This is a genomic window from Brevundimonas sp. S1H14 (assembly GCF_047716865.1).
Lineage (GTDB): Bacteria > Pseudomonadota > Alphaproteobacteria > Caulobacterales > Caulobacteraceae > Brevundimonas > Brevundimonas naejangsanensis.
In genome coordinates this window covers 3,154,693-3,174,921 of sequence record NZ_CP136679.1, presented here as the reverse complement: position 1 = coordinate 3,174,921, position 20,229 = coordinate 3,154,693, and the positions used below count along the sequence as shown (strand labels likewise).

The window sequence follows — 20,229 nt, the reverse complement described above, 5'->3', positions numbered from 1 at the left end:
ATCCCTCATCATTGTTAACGGCAGGGGGCGGCCCGCGCGCTATCGCGTCGTCGCGTCTGCCGGAGACCGTCGATGAAGCCCGCCAAGATCGCCGTCATCTGTATCGCCGCCCTGGCCGCCGTCGGCCTGGCGTTGGTGGTGCGCGCCATGGGCTCCCCCAGTCGGGAACCGGCGACGGCCTCGGCCGCCGTCGAAGCGCGCCCCATGACCAAGGTGCTGGTCGCCGCGCGCGATCTTGAGGCCGGTCGACGCCTGGCCGACGCGGACCTGAGCTGGAAGGACTGGCCGGCCGAGGAACTGAATCCGCTCTTCATCACTGACGGCTCGACCCCGCCGCCCGCCAAACCCGAGGGCGCCGCCGCAGAGAACGCCGCTGTCGACGCCAAGGGCGAGCCGAGCCGCGAGCAGGCGCGCGCCCATGCGGTCGAGCGCGCCTTGAAGGCCGCCGCTGAACTGAACGGTCCGGGCGCCAAGTCCGACTATATCGGCGCCGTGGTGCGCGAACCCATTCTGGCGGGCGAGCCGATCGTGGCGCGCAAGATCGTCCGCGCCGGGGACAGCGGCTATATGGCCGCCTATCTGGAGCCGGGCACGCGCGCCATGGCCATTCGCGTCAATGTCGAGACCGCCGCCGGGGGCTTCATCCTGCCCGGCGACCGGGTGGACGTGCTGATGACGCGCGAGATCAAAAATAACGACAGCAGCGCCGGGCCGCGTTTCACGACGGCGACCATCATGCGCAACATGAAGGTCCTGGCCATCGATCAGACCACCCGCGCCGCCGAAGACGAAAAGGCCGTGGTGGGCGCCACCGCCACCCTGGCCGTCAGCGAACGCGACGCCGAGCTTCTCGCCCTGGCGCGGTCCGAAGGGGACCTGTCGCTGGTGCTGCGCTCCTATGCCGATACGGCGGGGCCGTCGGGCCACGTTCCGGGCGCAGTACGGCGCGGCGGCGAGCGGACGGGCGCGGTGGTCAAGGTCTATCGCGGCGGCGACGCTCAGGAAGTGGCGACGCCATGAGGATTTCGCGCATGAATCGTTTCGCCGTCGTCGCCAGCGTCGCTGTGCTCGCTCTGGGCGGGGCGGGGGCGCCGATGGATCAGGCGGGCGCCCAGACGACGCGCGCCGCCATTACCGCGGGCTCGGCGCCACAGCTGGTCAACCTGCCGCGCGGGACCTCCTTTGCGGTCGACCTGCCTTCTGATGCGCGCGACGTCATCATCTCCAATCCGCGCGTGGCCGAGGCCATGCTGCATTCGCCGCGCCGCATCACCATGATCGGCCTGGAGGGAGGCGAGACGGACGCCGTGTTCCTGGACGCCGCAGGCCGCACCATTCTGGCGCTGCGCGTGCGGGTGGATGCGGGCGTCAGCGCCCTGCAGGACACGCTGAACCGCATCGCGCCCGGCTCGGACCTGCGGGCCGAAGCGGTCAATGACAGCATCATCCTGAGCGGTCTGGCCGCCAGCCCGGCCGACGCTGACCGCGCCGCCCAGGTGGCGCGCGCCTTCGTCAGCGCGCCCGAAAAGGTCATGAACATGATCTCGGTCGCCGGTTCGGACCAGGTGACGCTGAAGGTCCGCGTCGTCGAGGTGCAGCGTAACGTCATCAAGCAGCTGGGCTTCGACACCCAGGCCGTGATCGGCCGCGTCGGCGACACCCAGTGGCTGTTGGGCAACAGCGCCACCTGGGGCGTCAACGGCTCGCTGCTTGGCGGGCTGGCGGGCGGGATCGCGCGCGACACGACCAAGAACTTCCAGATGCAGGCGCCCTGCATTGGGCCGGGGTGGCCGGAAGGCGCCCTATGCCCGGTCATTGTCGATGGCAGTCCGGGCGATCCTCCGAACTGGGAAACCGCACAGCCGGGCACCGGTCCCGGCTCCGACGGCCTGAACAAAGGCTCGGCGACGCTGAAGGCGTTCGAGCGCGTCGGTCTGGTCCGCACCCTGGCGGAGCCCAACCTGACCTCGGTCAACGGCGAGGCCGCCAGCTTTCTGGCGGGCGGCGAGTTTCCCGTGCCCACCGGCCGCGATCGCGATGGTCAGGTCACGGTGCAGTACAAACCCTATGGCGTGGCGCTGGGCTTCCGCCCGGTCGTGCTGTCCGAAGGGCGCATCAGCCTGCAGGTCAAGGTCGAGGTGTCGGAGCTGACGCCTAGCGGCGGCTTGACGATCGGCGCCGGAACGCCGTCGTCGATCACCCTGCCGGGCCTGACCGTGCGGCGCAGCGAGAACACCATCGAACTGCCTTCGGGCGGCTCGATGATGATCGCGGGCCTGTTGCAGGAAAGCACGCGTCAGGCGGTGGATTCCCTGCCGGGCATGACGAACATCCCGGTGCTGGGGCAGTTGTTCCGTTCACGCGACTATCTGATGGGCGAGACCGAACTGGTGGTCATCGTCGAGCCCTATGTCGTCACGCCGACGGCGCCGGGGCGGATGCAGACGCCGGCCGACGGCCTGCGCATCGCCCATGACGCCCAGACCATCTTCTTCGGCCAGCTGAATCAGGTCTACGGCTCGCCCGCGCCGACCGCCCAGGCGGGCCCCGGTTGGCGCGGCCCCGTCGGCTATGTGATCGAGTGAACGCCATGACCCGACTTTCCTCGCGGTATCTTCCCCTGATTGCTCTGACGGCGGGCGGATTAGCCCTATCGGCCTGCGTCGGCGGCCCGGCGAGCCTGGGCGGCGAACCGCCGCTGACGCCCATGTCGCGCTATTCCCTCCAGGTCGAGCCGGGACTCGAGCGCATCGCTTTGGCGGTGCATGAGACGGGCGTCTCTGCCAATCAGCGCGCGGCCCTGGGCGATCTGGTCAACCGCTTCGCGATGGAGGGGGCGCCGGTCCTGGTCATCGAAGCCCCGTCCGGCGGCGACCCCGTGGCGGCCGAAGCGGCTTGGGGCGTCCGGGCGATCCTGCAACAGGCGGGGGTGCCGGAGAACCGCATCCAGGTCGCGGCCTATGTCGCGCCGGACCCGCGCGCGCCCGTGCTGGTCGGTTTCGAGACCGTCCGTGCGGTGGTGCCTCAGTGCGGAATGCAATGGGGCAATCTGGGCCGCAGCGGCGACAATCAGTCCGCCTCCAACTTCGGCTGCGCCGTCAACGCCAACCTGGCCGCCCAGATCGCCGATCCGCGCGATATCGTGGCGCCGCGCGGCATGACGCCGTCCGAGGCCGGGCGACGGGCGGTGGTGTTCGACGCCTATCGCGCCGGAACGGCGACCTCGGCGGCGCGTGAACCCCTGCTGTCGCAAATGCGCATCTCACAGGCCATTCAATGAGCAAGCTGGCCGATACCCATTCGAGCGGGTTCGACGCCCTGGACGGCTTTGATCTGGACGACGAGTTTCTGGATCTTGATGACGGTCGGCCCGTTCCGGCGCCGACGCCCACTCCCGCCGTCGCGCCGATGTCCGCCCGTGCTGAAGGCGCGTTCGTAGAGGCGACGCCGCCCGCCGTTGCGACGCCTTCGGCCCTCAGCCCGGTGAGCGGGGCGGTGGAAGTCGCCATTCCGCGCATCGCGGTTCATATTTTCGCCGAGCGGCAGGACACGGCCGCCGCCGGCGAGCGCGCCGGTCAGGACCGCCGCATGGCCCGCGCCGCCACCCAGATCCGTCTGGGCGGGGTGCAGGCGGCCATCGAGGCCTATCAGAGCGAACCGACGCCGCCCCTGGTGATCGTCGAAAGCCTGAAGGACCCGCAGAGCCTGCTGGCCGAGATCGATCAACTGGCCCAGGTCTGCGATTCCGGCACCAAGGTCGTCATCATCGGCGCGGCCAACGACATCCTTCTTTATCGCGAACTGATGCGGCGCGGCGTCAGCGAGTATCTGGTGGCGCCGATCCAGCCCTTGCAGCTGATCGCCGCGATCGGCGGCCTGTTTGCTGATCCGGCTCAGCCCTTCGTCGGTCGCACCATCGCCTTTGTCGGCGCGCGCGGGGGGGCCGGGGCCTCGGCCGTGGCGCACAACACCGCCTATGCGATGAGCGAGCGGATCGGCGTCAACACCGTCATCGTCGATTATGACCTGCCGTTCGGCACGGCGGGGCTGGACTTCAACCAGGATCCGCTGGGCGGGGTCGCCGACGCCCTGAAACAGCCTGAACGTCTGGACGCCACCCTGCTGGACCGGATGACGGTGCGCTGTACCGACAAGCTGAGCCTGTTCGCAGCGCCCGCCACCTTGGACGCCGACTGGGACTTCAGCCCCGACGTGTTCGAGGAAGTCACGGGGCGTATCCGCGCCACGGCGCCCTTCGTCGTTCTGGACCTGCCGCACCTGTGGTCGGGCTGGATGCGGCGAGCGCTGATTTCAGCGGACGAAGTGGTGGTGGTGGCGACGCCGGACCTGGCCTCGCTACGCAACGCCAAGAACATGATCGACCTGATCAAACAGGGGCGACCCAACGACGCGCCGCCGCGACTGGTGCTGAATCAGGTCGGCCTGCCGGGACGACCCGAGATCCCGGTCAAGGATTTCGGCGCGGCGCTGGGCGTGCATCCCAGTCTGATCATCCCCTTCGACGCCAAGGTGTTCGGCACGGCGGCCAACAACGGCCAGATGATCATCGACTCGGCGGCCAAGACCAAACCGGCCGAGGCGTTCGAGACCCTGGCCCAGATTGTGTCTCATCGCGAACTGCCGACCGCTGGAACGCAGACGCGGGCGAAGGTCGCAGCGGGCGGTTCGTCGCTGTTCGCCGGTCTGTTCAGCCGGAAGCGGGCCTAGGTGTTCGGCAAGCGGTCAGCCCCGGCGGCGGTTCAGGCAGCCCCGCGCCCGACGGTGGCGCCGGACCCCAGTCTGGCCGAGGCTGCGTCCCGGCGTCCGGCGCTGGATCCTGTCGACGGCTTTTCGCCTGAAGAACTGGACCCTCTGACGCCGACGACGCCCAGGCGTCCCGATCCGTTCGAGCACGCGCTGGGACAGTCGGATAAGTCGGCGCGGCCGGCTGCGGGCGGCGCCGGGCCGCGCGCCACCGCCGGCCTGGCCCAGCTCAAGAACGCCCAGGCCGTCGCCGAGATTGTGCGCGAGCAGAGCGATTATTATCACGCGACGAAGACGACCATCTTCAACGCCCTGATGAACACCATCGACCTGGCCCAGCTGGCGCAGCTGGATCAGAAGGCGGCGTCCGAGGAAATCCGCGACATCGTCGCCGAACTGGTGGCGATCAAGAACGTCTCCATGTCGGTCGCCGAGCAGGAGCACCTGGTTCAGGACATCCTGAACGATGTGCTGGGTTATGGGCCGCTGGAGCCCCTTCTGGCGCGCGACGACATCGCCGACATCATGGTCAATGGCGCAGGACGCGTCTTCATCGAGGTCGGCGGCAAGGTGCAGCTGACCAACGTTCGCTTCCGCGACAACATCCAGCTTATGAACATCTGTCAGCGGATCGTGTCGCAGGTCGGCCGCCGCGTCGATGAAAGCTCGCCGATCTGCGACGCCCGTCTGCCCGACGGCAGCCGCGTCAACGTCATCGCCCCGCCGCTGGCCATCGACGGCCCAACGCTGACGATCCGGAAGTTCAAGAAGGACAAGCTGACGATGCGCAATCTGGTGGAGTACGCCTCCATCAGCCCCGAGGGCGCGCGCGTGCTGGGCGTCATCGGCGCGGCGCGATGCAACCTGGTCATTTCGGGGGGCACGGGCTCGGGCAAGACGACGCTGCTGAACACTCTGACAGCCTTCATCGATCCGACAGAGCGCGTCATCACCTGCGAAGACGCCGCCGAACTGCAACTGCAGCAGCCGCACGTCGTGCGTCTGGAGACCCGGCCGCCGAACCTGGAAGGGCAGGGTCAGATCACCATGCGCGACCTGGTGAAGAACTGCCTGCGGATGCGCCCCGAACGCATCATCGTCGGCGAGGTGCGGGGTCCTGAGGCTTTCGACCTGCTGCAGGCCATGAACACGGGCCACGACGGCTCGATGGGCACGCTGCACGCCAACAGCCCGCGCGAGGCGATCAGCCGTCTGGAATCCATGATCACCATGGGCGGCTACGGCCTGCCGTCCAAGACCATCCGCGAGATGATCGTCGGCTCGATCGACGTCATCGTTCAGGCCGCGCGCCTTCGCGACGGCAGCCGCCGGATCACCCACATCACCGAGGTGGTGGGGCTAGAGGGCGACGTGATCGTCACCCAGGACCTGTTCGTCTACGACATCACCGGCGAGGACGCGCACGGCAAGATCACCGGGCGCCACCGCTCGACCGGCATCGCCCGCCCGCGCTTCTGGGATCGCGCCCGCTATTACGGTCTGGAGCGTGAACTGGCCGAGGCCCTGGACGCGGCGGAGTAGGGCGGATGCTGCTTCCTGTGCTTGCGGCGGTTCTGGCCTTCATCACCATCGGCGGCGTCGGCTGGGTGCTGGTCGGCGGCGACGATTCCTCGGGTCAGGCGGTCAAGCGCGCCAAGGTTCTGGCGACCAGCCGCACCGAGTCGGTGGCGGCGGCCAAGCGGGCGGCGGCGACCAATACGCCCGAGGCCCGACGCAAGCAGATCATGGTCCAGTTGCGCGAGGTCGATCGTCGCGAGCGCAAGGCGCGCATGACCACCAGCGCCAAGCTGAAGCAGGCGGGGCTGGAACTGTCGCTGCGGACTTTCGTCATCATCAGCGTGGCGATGGGGCTGATCGGCGCCCTTCTGGCCTTTGTCCTGGGCGGCAACATCCTGATCGTGCTGGGAGTCGGGATCGCGATGGGGTTGGGCCTGCCGCGCTGGGTCGTGAACATGAAGGCCAAGGCGCGGATGAAGAAATTCGCCCTGGCCTTTCCCGATGCGGTCGACGTGCTGGTGCGCGGCATCAAGACCGGCCTGCCCGTCCATGACTGCTTCAAGGTCATCGCCCGCGAAAGCCCTGAGCCTCTGGCGGGCGAGTTCCGCCTTCTGGTCGAGGGGATGGGCGTGGGGCTGACGCTCGCCGACGCCCTGGACAAGATGTACACGCGGATGCCGACGCCGGAGCTGAAGTTCTTCGCCATCGTCATCGCCATCCAGCAGAAGTCGGGCGGCAACCTGGCTGAGGCCCTGAGCAACCTGACCTCGGTGCTGCGCGCCCGGCGGATGATGGGCGAGAAGATCAAGGCCATGTCGTCCGAAGCCGTGGCCTCGGCGGCCATCATCGGCTCCCTGCCGCCGGCGGTCATGATCATGGTGACCCTGACCAGCCCCAGCTACATGATGCTGCTGTTCACCGACGTGCGCGGCCACGTGATGCTGCTGGGCGCAGTCCTGTGGATGGCCACCGGCGTCTTCGTGATGAAGCGCATGATCAATTTCAAGTTCTGAGGAAGGGGCCAGGACCGTGAACGCCTTCATGCGCTTCATCACCGATCCGCAGAACCTGCTGAGCATCGGCGTAGGCGTGGCCGTCTTCGCCAGCGTCCTGACGCTGCTGTCGTCCTTCGTCGGCGGCGGGCCGCGGCTGGACAAGCGAATGAAGGCGGTGGCCGAACGCCGCGAGGAACTGCGCCGTCGCTCGCGTCAGGCCCTGCGCGGCGGCGGGGGCGAGACCGGCGGCGGGCTGCGCCGAACCGACGACAGTTTCCGCAGCCGGGTGGTGGCGCGGCTGAATCTGGTCAAGCTGTTGGAAGACCCCAAGGTCGCCGAAAACATGACCCAGGCCGGCTTTCGTGGGCCGGGGCCGGTGAACACCTTCTACTTCTTCCGCTTCGCCCTGCCGTTCATCCTGATGGCGTTGACAGCCTTCTATCTGTTTGTGGTGATCAAGCCGGACCTGCCGGGCTTCACCCTGTTTTCCTTTGTGATCCTGGCGGCGGGCGTCGGCTTCTATGCGCCGAACGTCTATCTGAAGAACCTGATCGACAAGCGGCGTCAGTCGATCGTCGCGGCCTTTCCCGACTCGCTGGACCTGCTGCTGATCTGCGTCGAGTCCGGCATGTCCATCGAGGCGGCGATTCAGAAGGTCAGTCAGGAGGTCGGCGGCCAGTCGATCGAACTGGCCGAGGAACTGTCCCTGCTGTCGGCCGAGCTGAGCTATCTGCCGGAACGGCGCCTGGCCTATGAAGGCATGGCCAAGCGGACGCAGCATCCGGGCATCCGGGCCGTGGCGACAGCCATGACCCAGGCCGAGACCTACGGCACGCCTCTGGGCAGCGCCCTGCGGGTGATGGCCAAGGAAAACCGCGACCTGCGTCTGGCCGCCGCCGAGAAGAAGGCGGCCGCGCTTCCGGCCAAGCTGACCGTGCCGATGATCCTGTTCTTCCTGCCGGTTCTGTTCGTCGTCATCCTGGGGCCGGCGATCATCAACATCACCGATACGATCAAGGGCGGCTGACGGCTGACTGCTGACGGCTGACAGGGGGAGACGTCAGCCCTGTTCGGCGACCTGTTTCAGCTTCTCGCTGATGGCCTCATAGGCCGGACGGATGCGGCCGCGATGCTTGTCGTGGAACAGTTCGGCCCGCAGCCCGGTGAAGACCATGCCATGCGAGACGATGCAGGCGCCGCGATCCAGCTCCTCGATCTCATAGTAGCGCAGGGTGCGGAACAGAAAGCCGCGACGCTCGACCCAGACCAGTTGGGCGTTCGGCTCCCACTCGCCCAGATGCGCCTGCACCTGGCGCTCGCCCAGATTCGGCAGCCGCTCGGTCAGGTTGATCGGCGCGCCATAGCCCAGGGCGCCCTGAACCTCGACCTCATGGGGATTCCAGCGCTCCCAGCCGGAGAAGTCCGTCAGCACGTCCCAGAGGCGTTCAGCCGTGGCGCGCACGCCGATGCGGTGTTCGATGCGGATCGTTTCCATGCGCTCCCTGTGACATGGCTTTTTCGGTTTAGGAAGATGGCGCGGGCCTGAGCTTTCAGTCGAAGCGGCGTTTGTCCTTGGAGCGGCGCCGCCGTCGCGTTAAGGCCGAGGGCGAAGCAAGGAGCCGTCATGATCACCCGCATCCAGCCCGACCGTCGCATGAGCCAGGCCGTGATCCACGGCGACACCATCTATCTGGCCGGTCAGGTCGGCGAACCGGGCGAGGACGTCGTCGCCCAGACGCGCACCGCCCTGGCCGAGGTCGACGCCCTGCTGGCGCAGTGCGGCAGCGACAAGTCGAATATCCTGTCGGCCCAGGTCTGGCTGGCCGATATCGCCGACTTCGCGGCGATGAACAGCGTGTGGGACGCCTGGGTCGACACGGCCAATCCGCCCGCCCGCGCCACCTGCGAGGCGAAGCTGGCCACGCCCGACTATCGGGTCGAGGTCGTCGTCGTGGCGGCGCGCTGACATGGCGCGCGTCATCTCGAACGAGAGCGAGCTGGAGCGATTCAAAGCGACCCGAGTCACCGCCCTGTACCGCCTCGATCTGATCGAGAAGGGGGCGCAGCTGACCTATGAGGATGGCACGCCGGTCGACATGGCGTCTGAAGCTCGGCGCCTCAAGGATCAGGTCGCCGACATGGACCGCCGCATCGCCCGGCTGGAAGCGGCAGGCGAGGCGTGAGCCTGGACAGCGTCCGCGCCTTCTTTGCGGAAACGGCGCCGGACATCGCCATTATCGAGCTGGAGGTCAGCACCGCCACCGTGGCCGAGGCGGCGGCCGCTCATGGCGTCGAGCCGGGACAGATCGCCAAGACGCTGTCGTTGCGTGCGGGCGACCGCATCGTGCTGTTGGTGACGACGGGCGATGCCCGGCTGGACAACGCCAAGGCCAAGGCGGCCTTCGGCGGCAAGGTCAGGATGCTGGACCTGGCCGAGGTCGAGGGCGTGACCGGCCATCCGGTCGGCGGGGTCTGCCCCTTCGGTCTGGCGACGCCCCTGCCGGTCTATTGCGATGCGTCGTTGAAGGCCTGGGACGTGGTGATCCCGGCGGCCGGGGCCATCCACTCGGCCGTCCGCATCAGCCCTGAACGCATGGCCGAGCTGACAGGCGCGCAATGGGTCGACGCCTGCCGCTGAGCCTGATCAGGCGGCCAGTCGTTCCAGCACCGTGATGATGACGCGCTCATAGGCGTCGGTCAGGGCGCGCAGTTCGGCCTCGGGCACGCGCTCGTCGACCTGGTGCATGGTCTGGCCGACCAGACCCAGCTCCAGCACCGGGCACAGGGCGCGGATGAAGCGGGCGTCGGAGGTGCCGCCGGTGGTCGAGGCTTCGGGGCGGCGGCCCAAAACAGCCTCGACCGCGTCCTGCACGGCGCTGATGAAGACGCCGGGTTCGGTCAGGAAAGCCTCGCCCGAGCACATGTGCTCCAGCTCGATTCGCAGACCTGTTTGGGCCTGAAGCATGCCCGCCTCGCGGTTCAGCCAGTCGATCAGGCCGTCGCCGGTGTGGGTCGGGTTGAAGCGGATGTTCAGCCGCGCCCTGGCCTCGGCCGGGATGATGTTGGTCGCTGGATTGCCCACGTCGATGGTGGTGACTTCGAGATTCGAGGGCGGGAACTCGGGGTAGCCATCGTCCAGCACATGGGCGTCCAGCCGGGCCAGCAGGCGAGCGATGACCGGGGCCGGATTGGCGGCGCGGTCGGGGTAGGCGACGTGGCCCTGCTTGCCGTGGACGGTGATCCAGGTGTTCAGCGAGCCGCGCCGTCCGACCTTGATCATGTCGCCCAGATGGTGGGCCGAGGAGGGTTCTCCGACCACGCAGGCGTCGATGACCTCGCCCTCGGCGGCCAGGGTCTGGACCACCCGTTTGGTGCCGTGCAGGGCCGGGCCTTCCTCGTCGCCGGTGATCAGGAAGGACAGGGAGCCTTCGACCTCGCCCCCCTCTTCGGCATAATGCGACAGCACGCGCGAGACGGCGGCGACCCAGGCGGCGATGCCGCCCTTCATGTCCACGGCGCCTCGCCCATAGAGGACGCCGTCGCGGGTCTCGCCCTCGAACGGACCGGCGCTCCAGGCCTTCAGGTCGCCGATCGGCACCACGTCGGTGTGACCCGCGAAACAGAGGTTGGGCGAGGCCGTCCCGCGCCGGGCGTAGAGGTTCTCGATCCGGGCGTCATGGCCCACGCCGGTCGGCCCCTCGAACACCATGCGACGGCAGGCGAAGCCCAGACCGGTCAGGGCGCGCTCCAGCACGTCCATCGCCCCTTCGTCGGCGGGGGTGACGGAGGGGATGCGGATCAGGTCGCGGGTCAGGTCGACAGGATCGATGACGGAATGTGATGCGGCGCTCATGCCGCTATGCTTTAGGCATATCGCGCACCCGCGAGAAGGCCCGACGGCCGCGACAGCTCTCTCTTGTTTGAAGACGCACCACGACCGTGACGACCGAAAGCATCGATACCGCCCCGACGGTTCCGCCCCAGCCGCCTCTGCCGCCTGGCCCCCCGTCCGGTTCCTCTCATGACGACGGGCCGTCCAGTCCGTGGGGCATTCGCGACTTTCGTCTGTTGTGGCTGGGGCGGATGGTGGCGGTCCTGGGCATTCAGATCCAGTCCTCGGCCTTGCTGTGGCAGGTCTATGAGATCGCCCGGCGCGACCATCCGATCGAGGAGGCCAGCCTCTATCTGGGGCTGGTGGGTCTGTGCCAGTTCCTGCCGCTGCTGGCCTTCACCCTGCCGGCCGGGGCGATGGCCGACCGGCGCGACCGCAAGCATACCGTCACCCTGTCGATCATCGTCGAGGGGATGTGCGCGGGCGCCTTCCTGATGATGGCGCTGCACGGATCGCCGCCTCTGTGGGGCCTGTTGGCGGTCGCCGCCGTCTTCGGCGCGGCGCGCGCTTTCCTTGCTCCGGCCAGCCAGGCCTTCCTGCCGATGGTGGTGGGTCGCAAGGCCCTGCCGCCCGCTATCGCCGCCCAGTCCATCGCCTTCCAGACCGGCGCCATTGCGGGGCCAGCGCTGGGCGGGGTCATCGTCGGCGTGAACGTGCCGCTGGCCTACGCCTCGGCGATGGCGCTGTTTCTGGCAGCAATCGCCTGCTTCATCTTGATCCGCACCAAGGGCAAGCCTCAGGTCGATCCGTCCAAGCTGGGCCCGGTGCAGCAGGTCCGCGAAGGCCTAGCCTATGTGTGGAAGACCAAGATCGTGCTGGGCGCCATTTCGCTGGATCTGGTCGTCGTCCTGCTGGCCGGGGTGGCGCTGCTGACGCCGATCTTCGCGCGCGACATCCTGCATGTCGGGGCTATCGGCTTCGGCCTGCTGCGGGCCTCGTTCGGGGTGGGGGCGCTGATCATGGCCTTATATCTCAGCCGCTTCCCCATCGTGCGACACGGCGGGCGCTGGATGTTCGGGGCGGTGGCCGTGTTCGGCGTCTGCACCCTGATCTTCGGCCTGTCCAGAAGCGTCTGGCTGTCAGGGGCTGTGCTGTTCCTGGGCGGGGCGGCTGACATGATCAGCGTCAACATCCGCCAGACCCTGATCCAGCTGGCCACGCCGGATCACATGCGCGGGCGGGTGTCGTCGGTGTCCATGCTGTTCATCGGCGCGTCCAATGAACTGGGCGAGGCCTATTCCGGCGTCATGGTGCGCCTGCTGGGACCGATCGGCGCGGCGGTGTTCGGCGGCTTCGGGGCGCTGGCCGCGACGGGCGTCTGGGCCAAGGTCTTTCCTGATCTGAGGAAGGCGAACAAGCTGACCTAGAACCGCAAGAAAAAGGCCCCGTGATCCTCTGATCTCGGGGCCTTCATGTCTCTGGCGGTCACCCCCAGGGGCGGAAGTGTTTCGACAGCTTGAGCCCCTGGCTCTGATAGTGGCTGCCGCCCTCGCCGTAGAGGCGCGAGGGCCGTTCCGTCAGCGGCTCATAGACCAGTCGGGCGACGATCTGGCCGTGTTCCAGCAGGAAGGGGGTGTCGTGGGTGCGGACCTCCAGCACGCCCTTGGAGCCCGCGCCGTGCGCCTCGTCCGTGCCGAAGCCGGGGTCAAAGAAGCCGGCGTAGTGGACGCGGAACTCGCCGACCGAGGGGTCGATCGGGGTCATCTCGGCGGCCTGATCGACGGGGATCTCCACATCGTCCGACGAGGCCAGGATGTAGAACTCGCCCGGATCCAGCAGCAGCTCGCCCCGGCGCAGGGTCAGCGGCTCCCAGAAGTCGCGCGGGTCGTGGCCGTCGATGTGGTCCATGTTGACCACGCCCGCGTGACGACGGCCGCGATAGCCGACGACGCCGTTGTCGCCCGCGCGCAGGTCGACGCCGACGCTGCGGGTCTCCAGCTTGGGCGGCTCGCCCGCCTTGAGGCGCAGCTGATTCAGGCGGGTGCCCGGCTTGACCAGGATGGAGAATGTCTGAGGGGCGATCTCGAGATAGAGGGGGCCGTCATAGCCCTCGTCCACGTCGTCGAAACTGCCGCCCTGATCTGTCAGCAGGCGCACGAAGACATCGACGCGTCCGGTCGAGCTCTTGGGATTGGCGCGGGCGTTCAGGCCGCGCGGCAGGTGCAGACGCTCTTGCAGGCGGGCGATGTAGACGCAGCCCTTCTCCATCACATAACCGCTGTCGGGCAGGTCGATGGCGTGCATGGCGACGTCGGCGATGCGTTCCTCAACCTTGCGCTGGCCGGGCAGGAAGGAAGCGCGCACTCGCCAGGCCTGGTCCGACAGCCGCAGGTCCAGACTGGCGGGCTGGACCTGATCGACGTCGAAGGGGGTGTCGGAAGCGATGGCGCCGATCGCGATCAGGGTCTCAATACCCTGGAAGGGAAGGATGCCGGGCTGGTCGGGAATCTGAAAGCTGGTCATGCCGTCCTGTTCTCACATGGATTTTCCCGTCTGTGTAGCTTGTCGGCGACGACAGACGCTTGAACCCCGCGCACGGCGGGCTGCATATAGCGCATGCATTCCGCTCCTGCCTACTCCGCCGAGACCGAAGGCGTCGTCGTTCGCGTCCGCCCCTCCTATCTGGCGGGCCAGTCGGACCCGGCCGAGGGGCGCTGGGTCTGGGCCTATCAGGTCGAGATCGTCAATCTGAGCGGCGGACCGGTGCAACTGGTGGCCCGGCGCTGGACCATCACCGACGCGCTGGGCCGGGTCGAAGAGGTGCGCGGTCAAGGCGTGGTCGGCGAACAGCCGGTGATCGAGCCGGGCGACAGCTACGCCTACGCTTCGGGCTGCCCGCTGACGACGCCATCCGGCTCTATGGTCGGCGCCTATTTCATGCAGGACGCAGAGGGGCGGATGTTCGAAGCCGCCATTCCCGCCTTCAGTCTGGACGTGCCCGATGCGCGAAGGGTGCTGAACTAGAGCGAGGGCGCGGCAGGGGCGCCTAACTCGGCCCTCAAGCAGCGCGAAGCGCGGTAGGGCCAAACAAAAAACCCCTCGCCAGAGGCGAGGGGGATGGGACTGCGTCAACCCGGAGAACCGCAGTCCCGCCCCGGAGCCCGCAGGAAACCGGCGGGTCGGACGGCGGCCCCTCTAGGGGGCGTTCGTGTCGGCCGTGGGGCCGAAAGGCGACGACGCGGCGGCTGCTCAAGTAGCGAACCGCCGCGCGGTGAGCGGTAGCAGGCCTAGAAGCTCAAGCAGCGAGCGATCGCGTCGCGAGCGATAGCGAACTTAGATGTACCTGCGCAGGCTGCGGGCCAGGTCGGAGGAGGCGTCCTTGCTGGCGCTCTTGCGGACCTGGGGCTGGTAGGCGACGCGGGCGTGTTCGACGCAATAGACGCCTTCCGAGGCGCGACGGCCGCAGAAGCTGAAGTCGCTGGTCGAGGGATCGCCGATCGGCCATTTGCACATGTGTGCGCCCAGGGTCAGCACGGTGGCGGTGCCGGGCAGTTCCGGCGTGGGCGTCGGGGCCGGCGCCTGCGGAGCGGCGGCGGCGATCGGGCGCGGGGCGACGGCCTCGATGCGGCGCGGGGCCGACGGGGCCTGCACCGGCGCGGCCGGGGCGGCGGCGCGGGGACGGGCGGGGCGGAAGGTCGTGCGCGCGGGCTGCGACGGAGCGGCCCGGCCCGACAGGCCCAGGCGGTGCACCTTGCCGATCACGGCGTTGCGGGTCACGCCGCCGCCCAAGGCCTTGGCGATCTGGCTCGCTGACTGGCCTTCCAGCCACAGCTTCTTCAGCGCGCCGACGCGGTCTTCGGTCCAACCTGGGTTCATGTCGTCCTCCTGCGGAGACGTCAGATTCAATATCTTGTGTCGGAGTCCGAATTTCGGCCCCTCATCACGCCTCTAATCGTAAATCACCTCTTAAAACACGCAATATGTGGGAATTCACCTGTCCACAGAAACTATATGTAGTATGGTTAATGTCCCGATTTGAATCAGTTTCTTGGCCTTCATCCACAGGGCGGGCGCCTTGCGAAACGGCTTCGCCTGTCGCATCTGAGGCCGCATGACGCACCTGACCGCCGGTTCCGACGCCCCTCATGGCCTCCCCCAGCCCCGCCGCTACGACGGGATCAACTGGGTGGGCTTGCGCACCCTCTACCTGAAGGAGGTCCGCCGTTTCTGGAAAGTGGGCGCCCAGACGGTGGCGGCGCCGGTGGTGACGACCCTGCTCTACATGATGGTCTTCGTGGTGGCGCTGAAGGGCGCCCGGCCGCCGCTGCACGGCACGCCCTTCGCCGAGTTCGTGGCGCCGGGCCTGATCATGATGGCCATCCTTCAGAACGCCTTCGCCAACGCCTCGTCGAGCCTGATTCAGGCCAAGATCATGGGTACGGCGACCGACTTCCTGACCCCGCCGCTCAGCCCGCTGGAACTGACCATCGGCTTCACCCTGGGGGCGGCGACGCGCGGGGTGGCGGTCGGCCTGGTGACGGCGATCTGCGTCATGCCGTTTGCCAAGCTGGGTCTGGCCAACATCGCCCTGATCGTCTGGTTCGGCCTGATCGCCTCCCTGCTGATGGGCATGATGGGGGTGCTGGCGGGTCTGTGGTCGGAGAAGTTCGACCATCTGTCGGCGGTGCAGAACTTCGTGGTCATGCCGATGACCTTCCTGTCGGGCACCTTCTACCTGATCGACAGCCTGCCCGAGCCCTTCGCCAGCATCAGCAAGTTCAACCCCTTCTTCTACCTGATCGACGGCTTCAGGGCGGGGTTCATCGGCCACGCGGAAGGCAGTCTGATGGTCGGCGTGGTCATGAGCGCCGTGCTGACCGTGGTCATGGGCGCGGCCTGCTGGCTGGTGTTCCGTTCGGGCTGGCGGCTGAAGAGCTGACGTTTTAAGCAGGGCGTTCAGCGCGAGGCGAGGGGCTTCGCGAAAGGGGCCCCGCCATGTCGTTTCATCTTCGTCTGAAAGCCGCTGTCAGCGGCGCCTGTCTGGCCGCTGTCTTTCTGACGGCCGCGCCGTCACTGGCGCAGAACCGGGCCGCAGACCTGCGTGAGCAGGTCGGCGCCTATGTCCAGTCCTCGAACGCCGCGCGGCTGGAGGTGCTGCTGCGCCAGTTGCGCGACGAGGGCTTCACGCCAAGCGTCGAGACCTTTGAAGGCGGCGGGCGAGGCGAGCCGATGCAGGGCTCAAACGTCGTCGTCACCCTGGGCGAAGGGCCGAAGGAAATCCTGCTGACCGCCCACTATGACGCGGTGAAGCTGCGGGATGGGACGATGTCGCAGGGCGTGATCGACAACGCCGGTTCGGTGGTCGCCTTGATCGAGGCGGCCAAGATTCTGCGCGAGGCGCCGCTGTCGCACCGCATCCGCATCATCTTCTTCGATCAGGAAGAGCTGGGTCTGATCGGCGCGAAGAAGTGGATCGAGGCGCACGGGATCGCCAACGTCGCCGCCGTGGTGAACTCCGACATCGCCGCCTATGGCGACACCATGATGTACGGTCAGAACAACGGGCCGCAGTCGGCCTTCGTCACCCGCGCGGTGCAGGAATTGTGCGCCGAGCGGGCCATGCAGTGCGTGGGCTTCCCCGTCTATCCGCCGTCGGACGACCGGGCCTTCTCAGCGGCGGGCGCGCCGGTGGTCTCATTGGGCTTTCAGGACGAGGTCGGCGCCCATCAGATGTGGCTGGCCTTCAACGGCGGCGAGGCCAACGGCCTGGCCGAGGGCTTCGTCCCGCAGGTTTTCCGCCTGATCCACTCCAAGGACGACGCCATGGAGGCGGTCGAGGGCGAGGCTGTCGACCTGGCAGGCCGGACCTATGCGGCCCTGATCCGGAAACTGGATGCGCAACTGCGCTGAATTCGCGCCCCGCGCGGTGTTGACTATGCGGAAATAGCGCCCGACAAGTTCGTCGCCCTTTTCTGAAGCGGTCCCGTCGCTGTCGCGCCGGGGCCGTCTCGCTTTATGGAGTCTGCCAAGTGTCCGGTCATCTGATGGGTGTCTACAATCGCGCGCCGCTGGAAGTGGAGCGCGGCCAGGGCGTCCGCCTGTGGTCCACTGACGGGACCGAATATCTGGACTGCGTCTCGGGCATTTCGACCAATGCCCTGGGCCACGCCCACCCCAAGCTGGTGCAGGCGGTCAAGGATCAGGCCGAGAAGCTGTGGCACGTCTCCAACATCTTCAAGATTCCGGGGCAGGACGCCCTGGCCGACGATCTGTGCGCCAAGTCGTTCGCAGACGTCGTCTTCTTCACCAACTCGGGCACCGAGGCGATCGAGTGCGCCCTGAAGACGGCGCGCAAATATCACGTCGCCAACGGCCAGCCTGAGCGTATCGACATCTACGGCTTCGACGGCTCGTTCCACGGCCGCACCTATGGCGCCATCAACGCCGCCGCCAACCCCAGCTACACCGAGGGCTTCGGGCCGAAGATGGAGGGTTTCCATCAGCTGAAGTGGGGCGACAAGGCCGCCCTGACCGCCGCCTTCGAGAACCCGAACGCCGCCGCCATCGTTCTTGAGCCGGTTCAGGGCGAAGGCGGGTGCCGCGCCACGCCTGAGGAAGATCTGCGCTGGATGCGCGAGATGGCGGACAAGCACGGCGTCCTGATCATCTTCGACGAAGTCCAGTGCGGCATGGGCCGGACCGGCAAGCTGTGGGCCCACGAATGGGCCGGTATGACCCCGGACATCATGGCGATCGCCAAGGCTCTGGGCGGCGGCTTCCCCATCGGCGCCTGCCTGGCTACGGCCGAGGCGGCCAAGGGCATGACGGTCGGCGTTCACGGCTCGACCTTCGGCGGCAACCCGCTGGCGATGGCGGTCGGCAAGGCGGCCTTCGACGAGGTGTCGTCGGACGCCATCCTGAACAACGTCAATGAGGTCGCCGGCTATCTGAAGCAGCAGCTTCATGGTCTGGCTGAACGCTTCCCCGACGTGATCGTCGAGGTGCGCGGCAAGGGTCTGCTGCTGGGCGTCAAACTGGTCCCGAACAACCGCGAGTTCATGGGCTGGGCGCGCGACGAGGCCAAGCTGCTGGTCGCGGGCGGCGGGGACAATCTGGTCCGTGTCCTGCCGCCGTTGAACATCACCCTCGAAGAAGCCCGCGAGGCGGTCGAGAAGTTCGAGAAGGCCTGCGAGTTCGCTCGCACCAAGGTCGCGGGCTGACGCTGGTTCTCCCTCCCCGTCATGGGGAGGGCGGGTGGGGCCGTTTTCCTTCTACCTCCAGATTTCCGCAGGGCCGCCCCCACCCGGTCCCTGCGGGACCACCCTCCCCATGACGGGGAGGGAGAAGGCTTGGTCATGGTTCGTCACTTCCTCGACATCCACCGCCTGGACGCGGCTGATCTGCGCGCCATTCTGGACGACGCCCACGCCCGCAAGCGCGCGCGCAAGGGCTGGCCTCAGGGCCGCGCCGACGCCGACGCGCCGGGCAAGGATCGCGTGCTGGCCATGATCTTCGAGAAGAACTCGACGCGGACCCGCTTCAGCTTTGACGCCGCCATCCGCCAACTGGGCGGCGCGTCCATCATCGCCACCGCCTCGGACATGCAACTGGGTCGGGGCGAGCCGGTCGAGGACACCGCCCGCGTCCTGTCGCGCATGGTCGACGCCGTTATGATCCGCGCCAACGACCATGAAGATGTCGAGCGCTTCGCCCGCGTCTCGACCGTGCCGGTCGTCAACGGCCTGACCGACCGCAGCCACCCGTGCCAGATCCTGGCCGACCTGATGACCATCGAGGAGCATCGCGGCCCGATCGAGGGCAAGACGATCGCCTGGATCGGCGATGGCAACAACGTCTGCCACAGCTTCATGCACGCCGCGCCCAAGTTCGGCTTCCACCTGCACGTCGCCTGCCCGGCGGAATACCACCCCGACCTGCGCGATCTGGAAAAGGGCGGCGCCCACGTCCACCTGACCAGCGACCCGCGCGAGGCGGTCAAGGGCGCCGACGTCATCGTCACCGACACCTGGGTGTCGATGGGGGATCAGGACTATGAGGCCCGGCTGGCGGCCTTTGAGCCCTATAGCGTCGACGAAGCCCTGATGGCCGAGGCTGCCGACGACGCCGTCTTCCTGCACTGCCTGCCCGCCCACCGGGGCGAAGAGGTGACGGACGCCGTCATCGACGGCCCGCAGTCGCTGATCTGGGACGAGGCCGAGAACCGCCTCCACGCCCAGAAGGCGGTCCTGGCCTGGTGCTTCGGAGCTTTTTAGGAAGCCCTAACGCGCTTCGCGCTGCTTGAGGGCGGGCCACGCGCCTAGCTCAGGTTGACGTCGGCCACGTCGCCGGCGTCGGGCAGGGTCTTGGTCAGGTTGGCCTTGGCGATCTCGAAGGCGAACTTCATCAGGCCGCCATCGCTGACCCAGATACGGCCGTCGTCCGCGTCGAAGCGCAGAAGCGTCAGGCGCGGATCATCCTTGCCCTCGGGATACCAGGCCGCCAGCACCGGGTTCCAATGGCGCTCGATGACCTCGCGGTCGTGGCCGTGCACCGAGAGGGCGCCGTGAATGCAGGCCCAGACCTTCTGGTCTTTCGCGCCATAGCTGAACATGGCCGTCTGTCCCGGCGCGGACGCGTCGCGCGCCAGGTCCGTGTCGTCGCGGGTGAAGAACCAGATGGTCCCGGTTTCGGCTTCGCGAAAGGCGGTCATCGGCTGGCTGTGATAGCCGGGACGGTCCAGCCCCAGCATGCCCGTATTGCTGGACTTCAGGCTTTTCCAGAAGGCCTCTTCGGCTTCGTGGGGCGTCAGTTCCCTGTCGGTCACGCTCGTCTCCTGTCTGTCGGCGGGGGAGACAAGACAACCAGCCAGGCGTCGTAGCGTTCCGCTAGAAAGGCGGCGCGGCGGGCAGGGGGCGCCCGCTGAGCTCCGCCATCAGATGAATCAGCAGGAAGAAGACCAGCGCAGCCGCCAGCAGCATGATGAAACGCCACGGCATCATGCGCGGGCCGCGCGTGATGTCTGTCGGTCGCGCTCCGCGCCATCCGGCGAAGACGACGACCGCCACGGAGGCGATCAGCAGGATCAGGGTGAGCGTGGCGTCCATGACCGCGGCAGTTGGG

Annotated in this window: 22 protein-coding genes; 16 read left to right on the top strand and 6 right to left on the bottom strand. The window is 67.7% G+C overall.

The features are described 5' to 3' along the window. Nucleotides 1-72 precede the first annotated feature (72 nt). From cpaB to RSD66_RS15295, 7 genes are read left to right on the top strand one after another with little or no spacing between them, the layout of a single operon-like run. Nucleotides 73-1,020 carry a Flp pilus assembly protein CpaB gene (gene cpaB / locus RSD66_RS15325; protein ID WP_415288530.1) on the top strand — a complete coding sequence of 316 codons (948 nt, stop codon included), beginning with the start codon at nucleotides 73-75 and terminating at the stop codon, nucleotides 1,018-1,020. An 11-nt stretch (nucleotides 1,021-1,031) separates the two neighbouring features. After that, nucleotides 1,032-2,585, top strand: coding sequence for a type II and III secretion system protein family protein (locus RSD66_RS15320; RefSeq protein ID WP_415288529.1), 1,554 nt, complete (start codon nucleotides 1,032-1,034; stop codon nucleotides 2,583-2,585). Between the two features lie 5 nt (nucleotides 2,586-2,590). Beyond that, a complete protein-coding gene (locus RSD66_RS15315) occupies nucleotides 2,591-3,280 on the top strand; it encodes a CpaD family pilus assembly protein (protein WP_415288528.1) in 690 nt (229 codons plus the stop codon). Further along, a complete protein-coding gene (locus tag RSD66_RS15310; protein ID WP_415288527.1) occupies nucleotides 3,277-4,728 on the top strand; it encodes an AAA family ATPase in 1,452 nt (483 codons plus the stop codon). Before RSD66_RS15315 ends, RSD66_RS15310 begins: the two co-directional genes overlap by 4 nt. Continuing rightward, a complete protein-coding gene (locus RSD66_RS15305; protein ID WP_415288526.1) occupies nucleotides 4,729-6,306 on the top strand; it encodes an ATPase, T2SS/T4P/T4SS family in 1,578 nt (525 codons plus the stop codon). Between the two features lie 5 nt (nucleotides 6,307-6,311). Continuing rightward, entirely contained in the window at nucleotides 6,312-7,295 is a 984-nt protein-coding gene (locus tag RSD66_RS15300; protein WP_415288525.1) for a type II secretion system F family protein, read from the top strand. A gap of 16 nt (nucleotides 7,296-7,311) precedes the next feature. Continuing rightward, nucleotides 7,312-8,304, top strand: coding sequence for a type II secretion system F family protein (locus RSD66_RS15295; RefSeq protein WP_024354985.1), 993 nt, complete (start codon nucleotides 7,312-7,314; stop codon nucleotides 8,302-8,304). A gap of 33 nt (nucleotides 8,305-8,337) precedes the next feature. Here the strand turns inward: RSD66_RS15295 and RSD66_RS15290 are convergent, their stop codons facing one another. Beyond that, complete coding sequence (locus RSD66_RS15290) at nucleotides 8,338-8,772, bottom strand: SRPBCC family protein (RefSeq protein ID WP_415288524.1); 435 nt, start codon at nucleotides 8,770-8,772, stop codon at nucleotides 8,338-8,340. Between the two features lie 129 nt (nucleotides 8,773-8,901). On the opposite strand from RSD66_RS15290, the gene RSD66_RS15285 reads away from it, so the two are divergent. The 3 genes from RSD66_RS15285 to RSD66_RS15275 are packed head-to-tail and all read left to right on the top strand — an operon-like array spanning nucleotide 8,902 to nucleotide 9,915. Then, entirely contained in the window at nucleotides 8,902-9,243 is a 342-nt protein-coding gene (locus tag RSD66_RS15285) for a RidA family protein (RefSeq protein ID WP_415288523.1), read from the top strand. A gap of 1 nt (nucleotide 9,244) precedes the next feature. Continuing rightward, on the top strand, nucleotides 9,245-9,460 hold the full coding sequence (locus RSD66_RS15280) for a hypothetical protein (RefSeq protein WP_346524963.1): 216 nt from the start codon (nucleotides 9,245-9,247) through the stop codon (nucleotides 9,458-9,460). Beyond that, nucleotides 9,457-9,915 carry a YbaK/EbsC family protein gene (locus RSD66_RS15275; RefSeq protein WP_024354981.1) on the top strand — a complete coding sequence of 153 codons (459 nt, stop codon included), beginning with the start codon at nucleotides 9,457-9,459 and terminating at the stop codon, nucleotides 9,913-9,915. The genes RSD66_RS15280 and RSD66_RS15275 overlap by 4 nt, the downstream gene beginning before the upstream one ends. Nucleotides 9,916-9,921: 6 nt before the next feature. Here RSD66_RS15275 and dapE read toward each other — a convergent pair whose 3' ends face one another. Then, entirely contained in the window at nucleotides 9,922-11,130 is a 1,209-nt protein-coding gene (gene dapE, locus RSD66_RS15270; protein WP_415288522.1) for a succinyl-diaminopimelate desuccinylase, read from the bottom strand. Between the two features lie 137 nt (nucleotides 11,131-11,267). Here dapE and RSD66_RS15265 point away from each other — a divergent pair, with 137 nt between their 5' ends. Then, nucleotides 11,268-12,536 (top strand): MFS transporter, encoded by a 1,269-nt coding sequence (locus tag RSD66_RS15265; protein ID WP_346525079.1) that lies wholly within the window; start codon nucleotides 11,268-11,270, stop codon nucleotides 12,534-12,536. A 58-nt stretch (nucleotides 12,537-12,594) separates the two neighbouring features. Here the strand turns inward: RSD66_RS15265 and RSD66_RS15260 are convergent, their stop codons facing one another. Beyond that, the gene (locus RSD66_RS15260) at nucleotides 12,595-13,632 is read right to left on the bottom strand and encodes a 2'-deoxycytidine 5'-triphosphate deaminase (RefSeq protein ID WP_303699731.1); all 1,038 of its coding nucleotides are present in this window, start codon (nucleotides 13,630-13,632) and stop codon (nucleotides 12,595-12,597) included. 93 nt (nucleotides 13,633-13,725) lie between these two features. Between RSD66_RS15260 and apaG the strand changes: the two genes are divergently transcribed. Then, nucleotides 13,726-14,133: a Co2+/Mg2+ efflux protein ApaG gene (apaG, locus tag RSD66_RS15255; RefSeq protein WP_024354977.1), complete on the top strand. Its 408-nt coding sequence runs from the start codon at nucleotides 13,726-13,728 to the stop codon at nucleotides 14,131-14,133. A gap of 309 nt (nucleotides 14,134-14,442) precedes the next feature. Here the strand turns inward: apaG and RSD66_RS15250 are convergent, their stop codons facing one another. Continuing rightward, a complete protein-coding gene (locus tag RSD66_RS15250) occupies nucleotides 14,443-14,985 on the bottom strand; it encodes a GcrA family cell cycle regulator (protein ID WP_119413740.1) in 543 nt (180 codons plus the stop codon). 235 nt (nucleotides 14,986-15,220) lie between these two features. Here RSD66_RS15250 and RSD66_RS15245 point away from each other — a divergent pair, with 235 nt between their 5' ends. From RSD66_RS15245 to argF, 4 genes are all read left to right on the top strand, one after another. Further along, on the top strand, nucleotides 15,221-16,048 hold the full coding sequence (locus RSD66_RS15245; RefSeq protein ID WP_024354975.1) for an ABC transporter permease: 828 nt from the start codon (nucleotides 15,221-15,223) through the stop codon (nucleotides 16,046-16,048). Nucleotides 16,049-16,104: 56 nt separating this feature from the next. Beyond that, nucleotides 16,105-17,019 (top strand): M28 family metallopeptidase, encoded by a 915-nt coding sequence (locus RSD66_RS15240; protein ID WP_415288521.1) that lies wholly within the window; start codon nucleotides 16,105-16,107, stop codon nucleotides 17,017-17,019. Nucleotides 17,020-17,153: 134 nt separating this feature from the next. Next, a complete protein-coding gene (locus RSD66_RS15235) occupies nucleotides 17,154-18,329 on the top strand; it encodes an aspartate aminotransferase family protein (protein ID WP_415289608.1) in 1,176 nt (391 codons plus the stop codon). 135 nt (nucleotides 18,330-18,464) lie between these two features. Then, on the top strand, nucleotides 18,465-19,382 hold the full coding sequence (argF, locus tag RSD66_RS15230) for an ornithine carbamoyltransferase (protein ID WP_415288520.1): 918 nt from the start codon (nucleotides 18,465-18,467) through the stop codon (nucleotides 19,380-19,382). 44 nt (nucleotides 19,383-19,426) lie between these two features. On the opposite strand, the gene RSD66_RS15225 is transcribed toward argF, so the two are convergent. Further along, nucleotides 19,427-19,933, bottom strand: coding sequence for a pyridoxamine 5'-phosphate oxidase family protein (locus tag RSD66_RS15225; RefSeq protein WP_415288519.1), 507 nt, complete (start codon nucleotides 19,931-19,933; stop codon nucleotides 19,427-19,429). A 61-nt stretch (nucleotides 19,934-19,994) separates the two neighbouring features. Next, on the bottom strand, nucleotides 19,995-20,213 hold the full coding sequence (locus RSD66_RS15220) for a hypothetical protein (RefSeq protein WP_024354970.1): 219 nt from the start codon (nucleotides 20,211-20,213) through the stop codon (nucleotides 19,995-19,997). Between the last annotated feature and the right edge of the window lie 16 nt (nucleotides 20,214-20,229).